At 59.3% G+C, this 15,202-nt stretch carries 22 protein-coding genes; 12 read left to right on the forward strand and 10 right to left on the reverse strand.

Features of this window, described 5'->3' with window-relative positions; all coding sequences use genetic code 11:
* Window positions 1-222 carry a hypothetical protein gene (locus tag AB4Z43_RS01700; RefSeq protein WP_441935571.1) on the reverse strand — a complete coding sequence of 74 codons (222 nt, stop codon included), beginning with the start codon at window positions 220-222 and terminating at the stop codon, window positions 1-3.
* Window positions 223-303: 81 nt separating this feature from the next.
* Here AB4Z43_RS01700 and AB4Z43_RS01705 point away from each other — a divergent pair, with 81 nt between their 5' ends.
* Window positions 304-600: a hypothetical protein gene (locus tag AB4Z43_RS01705; protein ID WP_441935573.1), complete on the forward strand. Its 297-nt coding sequence runs from the start codon at window positions 304-306 to the stop codon at window positions 598-600.
* A 40-nt stretch (window positions 601-640) separates the two neighbouring features.
* On the opposite strand, the gene AB4Z43_RS01710 is transcribed toward AB4Z43_RS01705, so the two are convergent.
* Together AB4Z43_RS01710 and AB4Z43_RS01715 are read right to left on the reverse strand one after the other, a co-directional pair.
* Entirely contained in the window at window positions 641-1,990 is a 1,350-nt protein-coding gene (locus tag AB4Z43_RS01710) for a PQQ-dependent sugar dehydrogenase (RefSeq protein ID WP_441935575.1), read from the reverse strand.
* The gene (locus AB4Z43_RS01715) at window positions 1,987-2,427 is read right to left on the reverse strand and encodes a DUF2231 domain-containing protein (RefSeq protein ID WP_441935577.1); all 441 of its coding nucleotides are present in this window, start codon (window positions 2,425-2,427) and stop codon (window positions 1,987-1,989) included. The genes AB4Z43_RS01710 and AB4Z43_RS01715 overlap by 4 nt, the downstream gene beginning before the upstream one ends.
* 238 nt (window positions 2,428-2,665) lie before the next feature.
* Here AB4Z43_RS01715 and AB4Z43_RS01720 point away from each other — a divergent pair, with 238 nt between their 5' ends.
* Both AB4Z43_RS01720 and AB4Z43_RS01725 read left to right on the forward strand, forming a co-directional pair.
* Window positions 2,666-3,127 (forward strand): SRPBCC domain-containing protein, encoded by a 462-nt coding sequence (locus AB4Z43_RS01720; protein WP_441935579.1) that lies wholly within the window; start codon window positions 2,666-2,668, stop codon window positions 3,125-3,127.
* Window positions 3,128-3,133: 6 nt separating this feature from the next.
* On the forward strand, window positions 3,134-3,646 hold the full coding sequence (locus tag AB4Z43_RS01725) for an SRPBCC family protein (protein WP_441935580.1): 513 nt from the start codon (window positions 3,134-3,136) through the stop codon (window positions 3,644-3,646).
* Window positions 3,647-4,105: 459 nt separating this feature from the next.
* On the opposite strand, the gene AB4Z43_RS01730 is transcribed toward AB4Z43_RS01725, so the two are convergent.
* From AB4Z43_RS01730 to AB4Z43_RS01740, 3 genes are all read right to left on the reverse strand, one after another.
* Window positions 4,106-4,294, reverse strand: a complete 189-nt coding sequence (locus tag AB4Z43_RS01730; protein WP_441935582.1) for a hypothetical protein — start codon at window positions 4,292-4,294, stop codon at window positions 4,106-4,108.
* A gap of 314 nt (window positions 4,295-4,608) precedes the next feature.
* A complete protein-coding gene (locus AB4Z43_RS01735) occupies window positions 4,609-5,358 on the reverse strand; it encodes a Crp/Fnr family transcriptional regulator (protein ID WP_441935584.1) in 750 nt (249 codons plus the stop codon).
* A gap of 168 nt (window positions 5,359-5,526) precedes the next feature.
* A complete protein-coding gene (locus tag AB4Z43_RS01740; protein WP_441935586.1) occupies window positions 5,527-5,691 on the reverse strand; it encodes a hypothetical protein in 165 nt (54 codons plus the stop codon).
* Between the two features lie 240 nt (window positions 5,692-5,931).
* Here AB4Z43_RS01740 and AB4Z43_RS01745 point away from each other — a divergent pair, with 240 nt between their 5' ends.
* Both AB4Z43_RS01745 and AB4Z43_RS01750 read left to right on the forward strand, forming a co-directional pair.
* Window positions 5,932-6,231, forward strand: a complete 300-nt coding sequence (locus AB4Z43_RS01745) for a PRC-barrel domain-containing protein (RefSeq protein ID WP_140733866.1) — start codon at window positions 5,932-5,934, stop codon at window positions 6,229-6,231.
* A gap of 148 nt (window positions 6,232-6,379) precedes the next feature.
* Window positions 6,380-6,544, forward strand: coding sequence for a hypothetical protein (locus tag AB4Z43_RS01750; RefSeq protein WP_441935588.1), 165 nt, complete (start codon window positions 6,380-6,382; stop codon window positions 6,542-6,544).
* 757 nt (window positions 6,545-7,301) lie between these two features.
* On the opposite strand, the gene AB4Z43_RS01755 is transcribed toward AB4Z43_RS01750, so the two are convergent.
* On the reverse strand, window positions 7,302-7,535 hold the full coding sequence (locus AB4Z43_RS01755) for a type IV toxin-antitoxin system AbiEi family antitoxin domain-containing protein (protein WP_441936149.1): 234 nt from the start codon (window positions 7,533-7,535) through the stop codon (window positions 7,302-7,304).
* Window positions 7,536-7,786: 251 nt separating this feature from the next.
* Between AB4Z43_RS01755 and AB4Z43_RS01760 the strand changes: the two genes are divergently transcribed.
* From AB4Z43_RS01760 to AB4Z43_RS01770, 3 genes are all read left to right on the forward strand, one after another.
* Window positions 7,787-7,984 carry a hypothetical protein gene (locus AB4Z43_RS01760; RefSeq protein ID WP_147377453.1) on the forward strand — a complete coding sequence of 66 codons (198 nt, stop codon included), beginning with the start codon at window positions 7,787-7,789 and terminating at the stop codon, window positions 7,982-7,984.
* Between the two features lie 283 nt (window positions 7,985-8,267).
* Window positions 8,268-8,492 (forward strand): hypothetical protein, encoded by a 225-nt coding sequence (locus tag AB4Z43_RS01765; protein WP_038647287.1) that lies wholly within the window; start codon window positions 8,268-8,270, stop codon window positions 8,490-8,492.
* Window positions 8,493-9,824: 1,332 nt separating this feature from the next.
* Window positions 9,825-10,133 carry a hypothetical protein gene (locus tag AB4Z43_RS01770; protein ID WP_171880381.1) on the forward strand — a complete coding sequence of 103 codons (309 nt, stop codon included), beginning with the start codon at window positions 9,825-9,827 and terminating at the stop codon, window positions 10,131-10,133.
* Between the two features lie 202 nt (window positions 10,134-10,335).
* On the opposite strand, the gene AB4Z43_RS01775 is transcribed toward AB4Z43_RS01770, so the two are convergent.
* Entirely contained in the window at window positions 10,336-10,695 is a 360-nt protein-coding gene (locus AB4Z43_RS01775; protein ID WP_147377452.1) for a hypothetical protein, read from the reverse strand.
* A 228-nt stretch (window positions 10,696-10,923) separates the two neighbouring features.
* Here AB4Z43_RS01775 and AB4Z43_RS01780 point away from each other — a divergent pair, with 228 nt between their 5' ends.
* Window positions 10,924-11,355 (forward strand): cupin domain-containing protein, encoded by a 432-nt coding sequence (locus AB4Z43_RS01780; RefSeq protein ID WP_064984123.1) that lies wholly within the window; start codon window positions 10,924-10,926, stop codon window positions 11,353-11,355.
* Between the two features lie 101 nt (window positions 11,356-11,456).
* Here the strand turns inward: AB4Z43_RS01780 and AB4Z43_RS01785 are convergent, their stop codons facing one another.
* On the reverse strand, window positions 11,457-11,912 hold the full coding sequence (locus tag AB4Z43_RS01785; protein ID WP_019858596.1) for a carboxymuconolactone decarboxylase family protein: 456 nt from the start codon (window positions 11,910-11,912) through the stop codon (window positions 11,457-11,459).
* Between the two features lie 273 nt (window positions 11,913-12,185).
* Here AB4Z43_RS01785 and AB4Z43_RS01790 point away from each other — a divergent pair, with 273 nt between their 5' ends.
* From AB4Z43_RS01790 to AB4Z43_RS01800, 3 genes are all read left to right on the forward strand, one after another.
* Complete coding sequence (locus AB4Z43_RS01790; RefSeq protein WP_038647295.1) at window positions 12,186-12,944, forward strand: copper homeostasis protein CutC; 759 nt, start codon at window positions 12,186-12,188, stop codon at window positions 12,942-12,944.
* Window positions 12,941-13,429, forward strand: a complete 489-nt coding sequence (locus tag AB4Z43_RS01795; RefSeq protein WP_064984121.1) for a GNAT family N-acetyltransferase — start codon at window positions 12,941-12,943, stop codon at window positions 13,427-13,429. The genes AB4Z43_RS01790 and AB4Z43_RS01795 overlap by 4 nt, the downstream gene beginning before the upstream one ends.
* A 62-nt stretch (window positions 13,430-13,491) precedes the next feature.
* A complete protein-coding gene (locus AB4Z43_RS01800) occupies window positions 13,492-13,989 on the forward strand; it encodes an SRPBCC family protein (protein WP_064984119.1) in 498 nt (165 codons plus the stop codon).
* Between the two features lies 1 nt (window position 13,990).
* On the opposite strand, the gene AB4Z43_RS01805 is transcribed toward AB4Z43_RS01800, so the two are convergent.
* The gene (locus AB4Z43_RS01805; protein WP_064984337.1) at window positions 13,991-15,013 is read right to left on the reverse strand and encodes an acyltransferase family protein; all 1,023 of its coding nucleotides are present in this window, start codon (window positions 15,011-15,013) and stop codon (window positions 13,991-13,993) included.
* Between the last annotated feature and the right edge of the window lie 189 nt (window positions 15,014-15,202).

Below are 15,202 nucleotides of genomic sequence, written 5' to 3' on the forward strand. Positions count from 1 at the left end.
TTAAGTCGCCGCGCTGTTACCCTCGTCGAAGAATTGAATGCCCCGCACCGCCGCCTTCTTGGTGATCAAGCCTTTCAGATCGGCGTCCGATCGGCTTGTTCCGGTCTGCTCGCGCAACATGGCTATGGCTGCCTGCATCGACAGAAAGGGATTTTCCAACACCGCGTCGAGTATGGTGTCCACTGACGCAGCAATATCGGTCGGTTCAGGATTTATCGCCATGGCTACTGGTCCATCTTACCCACCCGTCGAACTCGACGGCGCCTAAAGGCGCCTGATCTCCGCGAGCTTCAAGCGAAGCCGTTGACCTTCGGCGTAGGCAAGCGCGAAGGATGCAAGATCGAACTGGCTAGTGGTTTCCCGGCCATTGTTTATCACACGCACGAACCATTCACCGCACGCCTCGACGACCTCAATCTGCGTTCCGACACTGCTTCCGTTTTGGGGGTTATCCACGGCATCCTCCCATGGCTGATGAAAGCGGAATTATCCCACCAACCCGCGGTTCCGTCATTCAAATTTGATGAGTTTTCACTGTACGAATATTGCCAAGCGGTTTCCTTGCATGCCCGCTTTTGCCAATCCGTGATTTCCAGATAGCGGAGATCTCATATTTGGCGCTCGATAATGGATTGGGTGCCTATTGGGTTGCGGACGTCACGCGCCAGACGGTGTTTCCGACGTCGTCGGCGATCAACAGCGCACCCGCCTTGTCGACGGCAACGCCCACAGGCCGCCCGTGCGCCTGGTTGTCATTGTCCAGGAACCCGGTGACGACATCTTGTGGCTTGCCGCCCGGATGGCCACCCTTGAACGGGACGAAGACGACCTTGTAACCGTTGAACTTCTTGCGGTTCCAGCTGCCATGCTCACCGACAAACGCGCCGTTGCGATAGGAACCCGGGAGGTTGGTCCCGGTGTAAAACGCCATGCCGAGGGGTGCGACATGGGAACTCAGGGCATAGTCCGGAGGGATGGCCTTCGCGACCAGATCCGGCCGCTGGGGCATCACGCGCGGATCGACATGCTGGCCGTAGTAGCTGTACGGCCAACCGTAGAACGCGCCATCCTTGACCGATGTCATGTAGTCGGGAACAAGATTGGGACCGAGTTCGTCGCGCTCGTTGATGACGGCCCACAGAGCCCCGCTCTGCGGCTCCCAGCTCAGCCCATTGGGATTGCGCAGTCCACTTGCGAATATACGATAGCGCCCGGTGGTTCTGTCGACCTCCCAGATGGCGGCCCGGTCCTTTTCGGCCTGGATGCCATTCTCGGTGATGTTGCTGTTGGAGCCGACGCCGACATAGAGCAACGATCCGTCAGGACTGGCGACCAAGGATTTGGTCCAATGGTGATCGATAGGCCCGCCGGGCAGCGGCGTCAAAACGGTACCCGGCGCCGTGATCTTGGTGTCGCCAGGCGTGTAGGGATAACGCACGATGGCGTCGGTGTTGGCGACATAGAGATCGTTGCCGACCAGGGCCACACCGAAGGGCGAACTGAGATGGTCGAGGAACACGTCCTGGACGTCAGGCACGCCATCGCCGTTGGTATCTCGTAGCAGCGTGATGCGGTTACTTCCTTCGGTGCCACCGCCCGAGGTCGCCATCGACTCGATCCAACCCATGATCAGGTCTTTTGGTCGCTTGATCGAGGCGCCGGGCGGCGCCACGGACTCGACGACCAGAACGTCGCCGTTGGGCAATGTGTAAAGCGAACGCGGATGCTTCAGGCCTTTGGCGAAGGCCTTGATCTGCAGGCCTTTGGCGACGGTTGGTGTCTCATCCTGTTTCCAGCCGATGATTGACGCAACATGCATCGGTGGGACTAGATACTGGGCGGGCTCGGGCAGCGTCGGATTGGCTCCGACCTGATCGCCGGGGTCCGGCTCGTTGTCGCTGCATGCGGGCAGTGCGAAAAGCGATCCGCACAGCAAACCGAGACCTGCTACGCGCCGGATGTATCTGCTGGACGACAACGCGGAATTCATTCGACCACCTCCACTTGAGCACCGCCGGAACGCCATCCCAGCAGTCCGCCGAGGAGTAGGACGATTACGGCTGCGGCCGACAGAGAGAGCCCTGTCGGTACGACCGAGGTCCAGGCATCACGGCTGTGCACAAGGGCATTGAAAAACGATATGATGAGCACGACCAAGCTACCGAGGAGATATGGCCATACGGGCCTGCTCGCACCCGAAAGTCGGCCGGTGAACAAATCGACAATCGCTGCCAAAACCGCAAGCGCGCCTACGACCAGGCCGGCAAAAAGCAGCCAGGCGGAAAAGTCTGCCCACATCATCTCAGCGCTTCGCCAATAGGTCACATCGGTCAGCAACGCGCCGATAAAACACCCATTGGCGATCGCCATTGGTGTTCTATGAAGCGGAGGCTTGGTGACGACCACCATCGATCGCGCGCTGGCCATGGATATCCTCCATCCTGAAAGCTGGGCCTTTGCTCCAAACCAACTTGCGGTTGGGAGGTTCCCGGAGCGGCTCGAGTTCAAGAATTCGTGATGGCGGCCCAACAACGCCGGACAGTTTAAAACTCACCGCTCGGTCTGGCCTTGCCGGCATCACCGCACCAAGCGGAACAAAGCCATCCGATCCAGAGTTTTATCGGCGAATGCCGGAGAGGCGAATGCCGGAGACAAGGGATTTCCGATGGCAACGACAGAGACGCCACGCGCCCGGGCGAGCATTATCATTCGGGTAGCGCCTGACGACATCACCAAAGCATTGATCGAGCCTGACCGGCTCACACAGTTCTGGCTGGCTTCGAGCAGCGCCCCCCTCGCCGCTGGGGCCAAGGTCCATTGGAAGTTCATGGTCCCAAGTGCGGAAGTCGACACCACCGCAACGCGGCTGATCCCGGGTCGGAAGATCGATTGGAAATGGTCGGATGGAACCAACGTGAATATCGATCTGGAGGAAGTCGACGGCGGAACTGCGGTGACTATAGTCAGCTCGGGATTTAGGGGCAGCAAGGACGAGGCGGTCGAGCACGCCTTGACCGCGACTGAAGGGTTCGCCTTCGTTCTCGCCGCTCTGAAAGACGTGCTGGAATCTGGCAAAGCCAGCAACATCGTGCGCGACAAGGCACGACTGATCGAGTTGCGAAGATAACGCGAGATGCCAGTTTCCAGCAATCTTCGCTCGCAAGCGGGCAATTCTGGTTTGCTGCGCACACGTCGTTCTTTCGATCATTCACGAGAGGCCGTGTATGCTGCCTGGTCACCATGGAAATCGTCCGTCGCAGGCTTTTTCTTCAGCCCGAGCAACAAGATAATTTCGGTTCAGATCGAACCGCATCTGGCCGGATTGGTCTCGGTCGATGAATTGAACAATGAAGAGATGATCAAACATTGGGGACATTTCACGCGGATCGACCCACCGCGCCGACTGGCGTTCACCCTGAATGTCCCGAAGCATTTCCATGGCGAAGCCCGGATTGCGGTCGACATAGCTAAGACCGCCGAGGGATGTCGCCTCACCTTGACGCAGAGCGTTGTTGGTCTAGAAACGCCGAGCGGATATGGCAAGGCATGTTCGACGGCCTCACCAACGTTTTGCAAGGCCGGCAGGCGTTCGAGTGACTATAAGGTGCTAGCCATTCCCGGACGGCCAGTAGCGACCACCTTATAGTGACAATTTGGACGGTCGGTATGGATCCAACGGCTGGTAGCGCCTACAGGCGGCTTTACGGCCAAAGCCTCCACCAGAAACTCCTGGCGCTTCCAGCCCTTGCATAGCCTTGTACAAGGCCGTTGTAGCGGCTGCTAGGTGATCTTCCGGATTGCCATTGTCATTGGCGAGGTCTGGCGCGTGAGGCTTCATAGGCGAATTATGCGCCTTGCTTGGTCGTCGGTGCACTACTGCCGGGCGCGAAACAATTCTCTGTCGAGGCCGTTCGGACGAGTGGGGAGCAATCGATGGTTGATGAGCTAGGCAAGCCGCCGACCGATGGTAGAGTCACCATGGCCCGCCGCCTGGTCGATGAGACTGGCATTACGGAAGCGCAAGCCCGCGAGCTTGTCAGCTTCCTTGGACTGGAATTGGGCCTCCTTGGTTCGCGAGGCGCGGCTGTCGAAGAAGCCTTAGCCGCTACTTCCGCACGATCCATTCCAGCAACTCTGCGTCAACGTCCTCGCTGCCGGTGAGGTCGCGGATAAAGTCCGAAGCCAATTCGCGCCATCTATGTTCGGGCACATTGTCCTCGATGACGGATTTGATGAAGGCGTTGCGCAAAATATCGCTGTCGAAAGCCGATATCGGAATACTCGGTTGGGGCATGGCCAACCTCCCCATGATAAGGGCGGGAGCTTAGCGTTACTCTCAACCACCGGTGCGCCGTAAACCCCTAGCCGGTAGCGGCCCGATTATACGACTGCGGAAACCGGTACTGAATATCAAATGTTTGTACGTTTTTAACCAAGCAATTGCCGGCCAATTGGCGCGCTCTACCTCGGGCAGGCGGCAATCCCCTCAAAGTTGCCGCAGTGGCCGGCGCGGGCTTAGGCAATGATGTCTCACCGGCATCATCGCGTCGGCCACTTGCACCTTAGGAATTCCCGGCCGCGGACGCGCCTGTCCCGTTCCTCAAACGCTCAGGCGATGGGCCGTTCCTGCCTTGCAGGGGTCTTTGAACCGAGGTCTCCGACAAGCCGGCGATACTGAGCTTCGGGCGGTCCGTAGGCGTCGCGCGCCAATTTCAGCAGGCCATTGCGATCGCGGATTGTGATCTCTCCGCGACGGGCACGAATATAGCCATAGCTCTCGATGACCTGGAGACCGACCGTGACTCCGGGACGCCTCACGCCGAGCATGATGGACAGAAATTCATGGGTTATCACAAGCCTGTCGCCGATAGTGCGGTCAGAGCACATTAGGAGCCACCTCGCCAGTCGGACTTCCAGGCTTTGCCGGGCATTGATCGATGCGGTGTAGCTCGTTTGAACATGGAGATATTGGACGTAGCGCAAGAGAAACGGCCGTAAGGTAGGGCTGGCCTCCAAGGCCGCCAGGAATGGGCCGGTGGCTATCCGCAACGCCTCGCTCGTCGACTGGATATAGCAATCGAAATTTGCCTGGTCGTCCCCCATGATCAGTGCCGACCCGGTCATGCCTTCGAACCCGATGATTCCGACTTCCGCTTCGTCTTTCCCTGAAGTCTTCGCCACCACCGAGGCCAGCCCGCTTTCAAGAAAATAGACGGCTTCGATCTTTCGGTCTGCAGTCTCCAACGGCGCGCGCAACTCTAGAAAAACGCTCTCGAGATGTGGCTGCAAGCGCGCAAAATCGTCCGCGTTCATGCGGCGCAACAATTCGCTCCTGGCTTGCAGGACCTGATGATCCACGAGACGCTCTCCCTGAGGGCAAGAGCACTGGGATCTCTTAGCCGGCCGCGCCCGTTGATTGAGCGGCCGGTGGCGGACCATAGACTGCGCATCACGCAGCACTAGTCTGGCCAGCATGTTGGTATGAAACCGACAGTTACTGTCGCGAAAAATCGAAGCTTCGGATGGCTAACCATCTTTCGCCAGGAGACGAGCTTCCCGCAGGATGGAGGCACGATCAAACCCGACCAGCGATATTATTTCGCGGATTTGCTGTTCAGTAGCGCCGGATTCGCGCGCCATTGCGCGGACCATCGCTTGCGGCGGACCGGGCCGCTCGGGTTCGTTCGCCATGACATCCTATGCCTCGTGATGGGCAGGAGTGCGATGGTCGCTCCCAAGCGTCAGCGCCCGCATTGCGCCTCTGACGATTTGCTTATGTACGCTTTCGTACCAAAACTTGCGAGTCAATTCGAGGTGCGACCGAATTGGACGGTTCGCACGCCCACTTACTCCAAATCTCCCAAAATCGTTCGGAACAATTGCGTCACTGGGAGGTTCAAAATGTCCCACCCCAACCAGGAGTTTCGAACGATGGACCATACCAATCATGTGCGCCTTGCGAGCACTGAACTGACGCCCGACGTTCTGGAAGATGCCACGATATATGACGCCGACGACAACAAGGTCGGCAGCGTTTCGCATGTCCACGGCTCTGGAGCCTCCAGCCAAGTTGTTATCGATGTCGGCGGCTTTCTCGGCATCGGCGCCAAACCRGTGGCCGTGCCCGCGAGCCAGTTGGAATTCATGCGCGATGAAGACGGTGACGTCCATGCAGTGACCAACTGGACCAAAGACGAGCTCAAGAAAATGCCCGAGCATCACGACGCCTGATACCGACGGGTTCGCCTTGACCGAGAGCGGTCGCTTGGCCGCTCTCATCACCTGTACCGGCGTGTGGCCAGAGGCCGGCTGCAGCCCGAGGAGACTTGGCGAGCACCGTCCCGTCGACCACCAAAATAACCGGCACGGAGTTACAGCCATGACGGCCAAAAAGCCGAACATAGAGAGCAAAGATAAGAAAGCACAACGTTTGGCAGAGACCACCGATGTTTCACCTAAACAGGCTAAAGATCTTATACGGAAGCACGGGAAGGACAGTCCTGAGGTCGAGAAGGAGGCCAAGAATTTCAAAGCCGAGGGATAGGCGCGGCTAGCGTCAACTTCCACTAATGAGTCCGCCACCGGACCGCGTCCCGTAGCGGGCTCGCCGGTTGTTGCCGATCCCGACGAGCCCGCGCCGGCGGACAAACTCTTCTGCAACAGCACATACGCGCCTGCGTCCCAGCCGTCGCCATGCAACCAAACATCGAGTTCCGTCGTTTTGTCCGGTTCGATATTTGGGGGGCGTCTTGTCACGATTGAGCGAGGACAGTACGAGCGCTGCGCTACTCACTGCCGGTGAGATGGTTGCGCGTATCGGATCCCTTGCCTGGGACGAGAGTTCGATCGGCTCGATGTCATCGTGGCCCACTGAGCTCAAAACACTCGTTGACGTGATCCTCAGTTCCGCACAACCGATGTTTGTTGCCTGGGGTTCGGAGCGTATCTGGCTCTACAACGACGCCTTCATCCCGATCCTCGGTAGCAAGCATCCGACGGTAGGCGGACGCAAAGTTGACGTCAACGACCGAAATAGAGAGCAAGGCAGTCGTTCCAACCTTCGTGATAGGATTGTATTTTGCTCTTCTAAAGCGACATCGGTCTGTCCGGAAAATGACCGTTTCCGTCCATCGGCAAACGGTGGGCGTTTGGCTGTGGACAGAACCCCTTGGTGTCCGAAAATATGTTCGGAAATCTGCTGTCGGATATCGCTTACCTAAATCGTGCGCGGATCCGCATCAGATCGTACCACCTCTCAGCGTGAAAATCGTATTTCACACTGCCGTGCCGTCGCCTGCGCCTCAAGATGATGCATCTACCACCGCGGCGCGATACCGCCCGTAGCCGACCTTCACGAGCAGGCCTTCCTTGCACATCCGGGACAAGTAACAGCGGGGGATTCCTGCATTTGACAACTCACAGGTCCGCACCTCACCGCCCTTGCGAGCCAGAGCAACAGCTTGGTCGCGAAGTGACGGCTGGCGAACACCCGCAAGGCGAAGTGCCTCGGCACGGTCTCGGTCGCGTTTTCGCATCTTGAGTGCTTGCGGCGCATTCTGGCGAAGAGCTATAGCGAATTCGTAATTCGCGGCTTCACCGATCCCGGCGAGCCAAACATTTTCAAACACTTAGGAATGATGCCTGCCTGAGCGCGAAATTGCGCTTTTGCCTTATGGGGCTACGTCTGGGCTACAATCGCCAATTTCCCCATCCCTTCCGGTCGTGATGTTGCTTTCGCACGCGTTCCTGCGCGACTATCCAACTTTCAATGAAAGGGGCTAGCGCGATGCCGTCCAAGGTTTGGAACGCTGTTGCGTCTGCGGCAGTTGGGGGCGTCGTCGGGATTGGCGGGACCGTCACCACCGGTGCTTTCGGATACCTCGACAATAACCGAGAGCTCGACATCGAGATGGTCAAAGTCGAGCTTTCGATTTTGGCAGGAGAAAACAAGGACACTTCCCTGCCAGGCCGAAAATTCGCCTAGCCATTCGACTGCTCCGCATCGCGAACGTTCTAGGCGCCGCAGGGGACCGCGTCATAGACCAAGCAAAGCGGGAGATCGCCCAATGACCGCTCACGTCATAACGTTGGGACCTTTCGGTATGCCGGCGCGGATGAACCCGCCCGATGGCGCCAGTCAGTCGAGAAGCGTCTGAACAGCCTCCTAGACCGCGCCATGGGCCTGATTACGTCGTTCGTTCGCATGTTTCTCCTATATTAGCATTGCGGCATATACTTGCCATGCGGCGCCTAGAGCGGAGACCCAAATGGGCGGCTATAAGGCCTGGCATGATATTATTCACGACCATCAGGTCGAAAGTTTCGCTTCAGAGAACGGTTTGACTGCGGACCTGGTCTGGGAGTTGATCCTAAAACACGGTAACAGCCGCAAGGCCGTGATCAAAGCTGCTCAGGGCGCCCTCGAATCGGCCGGCGTCGAGTTCACCACCGAAAATGGCGGCGGCGCTGGGGTGAGGATCAGGAAGCCATGAGGTCTTCTTGATTGGAAACCCGCAATCGCAGAAGGCCCCGTTGGTGCTGTTTGTTGCCGGCCTGCGCGTTCCGCGATCGCACCATAGGCGCCGGCGGCAACCGCATATTAGCATGTCCTTGTGGCGGACATGTTTCCGCCTGGCCGGCGCCTTTTACCCCAACGCCCCCCGCCCAACGAGGCGTCGGCCCCCTTTCATCGTCGCTCGAAAGTCGGTTTCCAGTCGCGGCTCCGCTCCCGTTGCTGTCCCTCGTAGTCAGGAATGCAAGAACACCGGGCGCCGATCGCGGCCCGCGGCCTTGCAGTGCGAGCAGACGAACAGCCCGACAAGATCCTGATGCATTGAGCGGTGGCCGGGTTCAAGGCGGCCTGTGAGCGCTTGTATATCGAGTTTGGCCGATCGGCAGCACATGGAATGGCTGCAGTCGACGTAGACGCTTTCGCGTGCGGCAAGTGTATGGGCGAGAGTCTCGAGAGGCACGGCGATCTCCCTTGGGGGGCGCGGCAACCGGAGGATCATGTTTCTGATCTCGGTGACGATGGAAGCCGGCTTGCGCACGATTTGGAGAATCCCAGCCATCTATGGCATTGTATTTATTAACGCTAATATGAGGGGCGACCGACTTCGTGAGACATTCCGAAACCATCAGTTTTTGAAGCAGGAGCATGGCCGACACCAAACCGTCGCCCCCAACTGTGGAAATCAGCCAATCCCTAGGCGAGTGGGTTGTTAGGATCGTAACAACGGACGGCAACACCTATTCCAGAGCCTTCGAACGTGAGTCCGATGCCGTCGCTTTCGCTGTGAATCAGCGTTTGCATTTGGGATTGCAACTTCCGCCGCCTGACTAGTCGCCCTGAACTGGCACCTTGCTTAGGCCTTTGTCCTCCTGGACTGGCCCGGGTTCAGGAAGCCATCCCTTATCAGGTCCAACGCGTCGAGCGCGTCTTCATCCAACAAGTTTGTCAAGGGCACTCCACCCACGCGTACAACCTTGTTGTTGTCTATGTCGTAGACCTCCCAGAGCCCATCGCTGATTCTTCGGATTGCGTGCCGTCTCTCCATAAGGAGTCTCTAATAAACGAGTCACCGAAGCGCCAGCAAGAAAACTCGATCCAAAGAGTTAACGGTGGAAAACCATGCTCGCTTTGACAAGCTCCTGCGAATGACGCGCAAAGAGGCCGCGTCAGATCAAACTGGCAATCAGACGTTTCCAACAAGGCGAGTTCGCCGGCGCCATCATCTCAAATCGTCAACCACTTCCGAAAGTGAGCAAGGTTGAGTTTGTGGTCGAACGATGCTCGACCTTAAGGGCAAAGAGGATGGCGAAACATGCCGCTGGCCTGGCTACCAGCCCAAGCGAACTATCTGGGAAAGCTCGGCAATGTCGCCATAGATCATCGAACCCTTGACGAGAAAACATTTGTTACCGAGAACTTTGAAGAGTGGGCTCGACGCGGTGCAAGCCGGCCGGTCCTTGTCCTTGGCATCCGCATAGCCGATGCTGATGGCAAGGACAGCGATAGCAATGAGTGTCGTCTTGGTCATATTGGGCCACCCACCAGCGAGCCTCTGCAAAACATAGGACGTGAGCGTCTATTAGCACTTGCTCATATTAGCCTTCATCCATCAATCAAATGAAGCGGACCCGTCTTCGATCGCGCGCTAAAGGTAGATCAAAGCCGGCGGAGACGAGAGGGCAGCCCGGGGCGAGCGCTATAAAAATCGATGTTTCACCATTGCTTCCTAAGGAGCTTGCGATGGATCACGTGGGGGCCTAACAGCGAGGTCAATCTTTGCGTTGAAGTTGTCGAAGCCTGCGGAGCCATCCCACGGTGCCCCCTCACGCCATACCGACAATGCTCTGCGCATGGGCATGGAGATGTTGGGCGGCCCGCCGGTATTCGATCGCGTCGCCGCTGCAAACAACCAGGAACTGCGCCGCGAACTCGCGCGTATTTGTGGCCGGTTTGGCGAGCATGGCCTTCGCAATCTCCGATATGTCTTGATAGACGCGTTTCAGATCGCGGTCGGAAATGTCCAGGGAGATCGAATTCATCATTGCCTCCCAGCGCCGAAAACCCGCCAGGATGGGACTTTCGTTCGAGTTTGCGGCAAAAATCTCTTCCGGTGCAGCGGCCCCTATACGCGGAAAGGAGACCATCGTGCCTACCACCGTGCGTCTTGTCATTGCATCAAACATCAAGCCCGAACTCCTACGACTGAACGCAATTCTGTAGGGCCGGCGATCCGGTGGCACATTGTTCTGCGTCAAATTTCGGCAACGTCGAAAACCGGCATTGCCTCCGCAGAGCTTGAGGGAGGACTTCGGCTGGTGGGTTGAAGGAGCCAATTCATCGCAATGTCGCCCCGCTCCCGCTTGCGCGCGGTTGTCCGCCGCGCGATAGATGCCTCGGTTCAGGGAGGAATCATGCGCAAAATCCTGGTTTCGGTTCTGCTGGCCGCGGTTGCGCTTTACGCGAATTGCGCTCTGGCACTGGACAGCAGCAGCACGCCTGTCGTCGTCACCCCGCTCGCATCACGCACGACCACCGCTTCCGGCCAGCCGATCACGCTGCCGCAGAAGAACGTGCAGGTGCTGGTGTCGACCTATGACATCGCGCCGGGCGCGACCTTGCCGGTGCACCGGCACCCCTTCCCGCGCTATGCCTATGTCGAGGCCGGAACGCTGAAGGTCACCAATGTCGAGTCCGGCAACAGCAACACCTACAAAACAGGCGATTTCATCATCGAGATGATCGGCCAGTGGCATCAGGCCACGAACATCGGCGGTGGCCCGGTCAAGCTCCTTGTGATCGACCAGGTCGAGCAAGGCGCCAAGAACACGGAATTGCGGCAGTAGCCAAGCGTCATGCTCATGTGCCGAAAGGCGAGAGGCAACACGCCGCCCGCCTACCCGCTCCGTATCGGATAACCATCCTGCCCCCAGCGCAGGACCAGTGCTCAGCCCCAGCTGCCGACCATCTGTCGTGTCGTCGCATTCAGCCGGTTGAAGGCGTTGATCAGGGCGATCTGGACAACCAGCGCGGCAAGCGCCTTTTCATCATAGTGGCGGGCGGCTTCGTCCCAGACATCGTCCGGCACGGCGTCGGGCCGGTCGGCGAGCCTCGTGCCGGCCTCGGCCAGCGCCAGGGCCGCCCGTTCGGCGTCGGTGAAGTAGGGCGTCTCGCGCCATGCCGCCAGCGCAAAAATGCGCTCGTCCTTCTCGCCGGCCTTCTTCAGTTCGCGCGCGTGCATGTCGACGCAGAGGCTGCAGGCATTGATCTGGCTGGCGCGCAGATGAATGAGCTTGCGCGTCACATAGGGTATGTCGGCCGCCTCGGTCGACTTGTCCAACGCCAGCAGCGCCTGCAGGGCGCCTGGGATGAGCATCACGGGATTCTTGAGTCTGGCTTGCATGGTCTTCTCCTTTTTAGGCGTTTCGTCAGGACGTGTTTTGCCGAGCCCGGAAGCAGCGCATCCGGGATTTCAGCAGATGGAATTTCGGCTGCCGCCGCACGGCCAACGGTCAATCCATAACCGTATAGCTATGGGTTATTCATAACTACACAGTTATAAGACTGTCAAGCGGGGAAATGTGCGGCTGGTCCAAATGGCGGTGCGCCGTTCACGCTTTCGCGCCAGCCGCCCGGGTGCTAGGGCTTTGCGCAACATCATGGACTGGATCGCCCCTTGACCACGGAAACACACCCACCGCTGATCGAAATATGTGTCGAAGGCATCGATGGCCTGCTCGCCGCGCAGGCCGCCGGCGCCGACCGGGTCGAACTGTGCGCCAGCCTGGTCGAGGGCGGCATCACGCCGAGCCTCGGCACGGTGCGCGCGGCTCTCGACCAGGCGACCGTGCCGTTTCACGTCATGGTGCGGCCGCGCGGCGGCGATTTTCTCTACAGCGAGACCGAATACCGCTCGATGCTCGCCGATGTCGCGGCGCTGCGCGATCTCGGCGTGCCGGGCGTGGTGTTCGGCTGCCTGAACGCCGACGGCACCATCGACGAAGAGCGCATGAGCGAATTGACCGAGGCCGCCGGCTCCCTGAACGTCACCTGCCATCGTGCCTTCGACATGACACGCGATCCGGCCGAGGCGCTGGAAGCGCTGATCCGCTGCAAGGTCGGCCGCGTGCTGACCAGCGGCCAACGCGACACCGCGATCGAAGGCTTGTCGTTACTGGCGGATCTCGTGCGGCAGGCCGGCGACCGCATCATCATCCTCGGTTGCGGCGGGCTCGATCTCGGCAACATCGCCGAGGTGCGCCAAAGGACCGGACTGGCCGAAATGCACTTTGCAGCGCTGAAGGACGTGCCAAGCGCGATGCACTACCGCAATCCCAAGGTTGGCATGGGCGGCTCCGATCTCGATCGCGAATACCGCAACACAGTGACCGACACACCGCAGGTGGCGGCGACGATCGCGGCGGCCAAGGCATGACCGCCCCGATAGACCGCATAGCGCAAGGCGACGAAGGGGACGTACTGGCGCTCAACAACGAGCATGCCGCCGAACTGTCCTGGCTCGAAGCCGAGCGGCTGTCGTTCCTGCTCGGCGAGGCGTTCTACGCACGGCGCATCGGCGATCTCGAAGCCTTCATCATGACCTTCGACCAGGAAGCCAACTACGACAGCCCGAACTTCATCTGGTTCCGCGAACGCTACGAACGCTTCATCTATGTCGACCGCGTCGTCGTGGCGGCGCATGCAAGGGGCCGCGGCCATGCGCGCCGGCTCTATGAGGACCTGTTCGAACATGCCGAACGCGCCGGCCACACGCTGGTCACCTGCGAGGTCAACGCCGATCCGCCCAACCCCGTCTCGGATGCCTTCCACGCCGCGCTGGGCTTTACCGAGGTCGGCGAAGCGGTGATCCACGGTGGCAAGAAAGCGGTGCGTTATTACGTCAAGCAGATCGTCACCTGATTGCTGGCCGAATAAAGAAGATTCTCCTAATATAAGCGTTCCGCCAAAATGGAGGAACCGCGATGCCTAGCAACGTCTTCCGCTTCGACGAAAGCTGGGACATTCCCGAAGGCACGCCGCAGCAAGTGTGGGACGTGCTCTCCGACGCCGAATTGCTCCCGCTCTGGTGGGGCGAGGTCTACAAGGAAGTGGTTCCGCTCGACCGCAAGGGCAAGGCATCAGTCGGCTCGCGGGCAAGGGCACGGGCGCGCGGCGCCCTGCCCTATGAGCTGAACTTCATCATCGAGGCCGCCGAACTCGAGCCTGGCAGGCTGGTCGTCGTGAAAACCTTTGGCGACTTCGACGGGCTATGGCGGGCCGAACTGTCGCCGTCAGGCAGCGGCACCCATGTCCAACTGACCTGGCAGGTCACTGTCGAGAGGCCGATCCTCAAATTCCTGGCACCCCTGCTGCGGCCGGCCTTCGCCTGGAACCATCGCTGGACAACGCCGCGTGGCGAAGCCGGCCTGCGGCGCTATCTCAGGCTCGCAACAACAGTGCCTCGGCGCGATGACGCCTGAATCACCAGTTGCGGTTCAACCATTCACGCACCGGCCGCTCGATGAGGTAATAGCTGCAGAGCGCGCAGGCAAAGACCCCGGCCAGCATCGGCCACGGGCTGATGCCTTGTTCATAGACGAATTTGTAGAAGGGCTGCTGCCACAGATAGAGTGAGTATGACCACAGGCCCAACGTCGCCATGGGCCAGGACGAGAGCAATTTGGAAAAGATTGGCGTGCTGAAATCGAGCGCATTGACAGCCAGCGCCAGCAGCGGCACCGCAAGGAGATAGTGGATCGGCGTCGGCACCGGGTCCATGAACAGCAAAACCGCGACCGCCGCCGCTGCCAGGGCGACATAAGGCCCCTTCAGCACCGCCGGCAGGCGGCCTTCGGCCTTGAGCAGGCAGATCGAAGCCGAAAGCAGGATCGAAGCGATGTGCACATCGGTGCGCCAGTAGGTGGCCTCGTAGTCCAGCCTGAACACCCAGTACGACACCGCGCCATTGGCCATTGCGAGCAAGGCGAGCGTCACCAGCAAAGGAATGACGCGATTGCGTCTGGAGACGAGCGCGCTGATCAACGCCAGGATGATGTAGGCATGCTCCTCGACACAAAGCGACCAGATATGGTCGAGCGCTCCGGCGCGGGTGACGAGAATTCCGGCGTAATTGTAGGTGAATGTCAGCGCCGTCAGCGCGGCCTTCCATTTGAAGGCGATGAACGTGCCGGAGAGCGCGATCATGGTGACGATGACGAAGACCAGAAGCGCCGGGTAGATGCGCGAGAAGCGGCGCTTGAAGAACTTCTTCAGCGGGTAGCGTTCGATGAACAGGATCTCGGCCATCAGCCGGCCGCTGAGCACGAAGAAGAATTCGACGCCAAGCACGCCCAGATTGATTCCGGGCACCGGGAAAAAATGGCCGATCAGCACCAGGGCGATCGACAGGCCGCGCCAGCCGTCGAGATAGGCCAGTCTAGTCCTAGCCGATCGGTCGACGGCGGATCGGGACGGAACCATCTGGGTCGCGGTAATTTCGGACATGCCGATCCTTCGCATTGGCATGCGAAAGGGCACGGCGGTAAATATCCGAACCCGGCTCGCATTCCCGCCCCAACCCATACTGCAGTGCAATATAAGTTTGTGCAAGTGCGAGATTGGCGGCGATGCGGTTCCTTGGGCAGCAAACTGCCGGAAATGCTTCGAGCAAAAGACCAGTCGCGTGGCGAAATT

The sequence above is a fragment of the Mesorhizobium sp. 2RAF45 genome (assembly GCF_052115225.1).
In the GTDB taxonomy this organism is placed as follows: Bacteria; Pseudomonadota; Alphaproteobacteria; order Rhizobiales; family Rhizobiaceae; genus Mesorhizobium; species Mesorhizobium jarvisii.

Coding starts and splice junctions, on each gene's coding strand:
- AB4Z43_RS01750 (WP_441935588.1), top strand. CDS start 6,380: ATGACGGCCAAAAAGCCGAACATAGAGAGCAAAGATAAGAAAGCACAA.
- AB4Z43_RS01800 (WP_064984119.1), top strand. CDS start 13,492: ATGCCTAGCAACGTCTTCCGCTTCGACGAAAGCTGGGACATTCCCGAA.
- AB4Z43_RS01795 (WP_064984121.1), top strand. CDS start 12,941: ATGACCGCCCCGATAGACCGCATAGCGCAAGGCGACGAAGGGGACGTA.
- AB4Z43_RS01765 (WP_038647287.1), top strand. CDS start 8,268: ATGGGCGGCTATAAGGCCTGGCATGATATTATTCACGACCATCAGGTC.
- AB4Z43_RS01780 (WP_064984123.1), top strand. CDS start 10,924: ATGCGCAAAATCCTGGTTTCGGTTCTGCTGGCCGCGGTTGCGCTTTAC.
- AB4Z43_RS01740 (WP_441935586.1), bottom strand. CDS start 5,691: ATGGCGAACGAACCCGAGCGGCCCGGTCCGCCGCAAGCGATGGTCCGC.
- AB4Z43_RS01720 (WP_441935579.1), top strand. CDS start 2,666: ATGGCAACGACAGAGACGCCACGCGCCCGGGCGAGCATTATCATTCGG.
- AB4Z43_RS01770 (WP_171880381.1), top strand. CDS start 9,825: ATGCCGCTGGCCTGGCTACCAGCCCAAGCGAACTATCTGGGAAAGCTC.
- AB4Z43_RS01805 (WP_064984337.1), bottom strand. CDS start 15,013: ATGTCCGAAATTACCGCGACCCAGATGGTTCCGTCCCGATCCGCCGTC.
- AB4Z43_RS01775 (WP_147377452.1), bottom strand. CDS start 10,695: ATGTTTGATGCAATGACAAGACGCACGGTGGTAGGCACGATGGTCTCC.
- AB4Z43_RS01725 (WP_441935580.1), top strand. CDS start 3,134: ATGCCAGTTTCCAGCAATCTTCGCTCGCAAGCGGGCAATTCTGGTTTG.
- AB4Z43_RS01710 (WP_441935575.1), bottom strand. CDS start 1,990: ATGAATTCCGCGTTGTCGTCCAGCAGATACATCCGGCGCGTAGCAGGT.
- AB4Z43_RS01760 (WP_147377453.1), top strand. CDS start 7,787: ATGCCGTCCAAGGTTTGGAACGCTGTTGCGTCTGCGGCAGTTGGGGGC.
- AB4Z43_RS01730 (WP_441935582.1), bottom strand. CDS start 4,294: ATGCCCCAACCGAGTATTCCGATATCGGCTTTCGACAGCGATATTTTG.
- AB4Z43_RS01715 (WP_441935577.1), bottom strand. CDS start 2,427: ATGGCCAGCGCGCGATCGATGGTGGTCGTCACCAAGCCTCCGCTTCAT.
- AB4Z43_RS01755 (WP_441936149.1), bottom strand. CDS start 7,535: ATGCGAAAACGCGACCGAGACCGTGCCGAGGCACTTCGCCTTGCGGGT.
- AB4Z43_RS01700 (WP_441935571.1), bottom strand. CDS start 222: ATGGCGATAAATCCTGAACCGACCGATATTGCTGCGTCAGTGGACACC.
- AB4Z43_RS01785 (WP_019858596.1), bottom strand. CDS start 11,912: ATGCAAGCCAGACTCAAGAATCCCGTGATGCTCATCCCAGGCGCCCTG.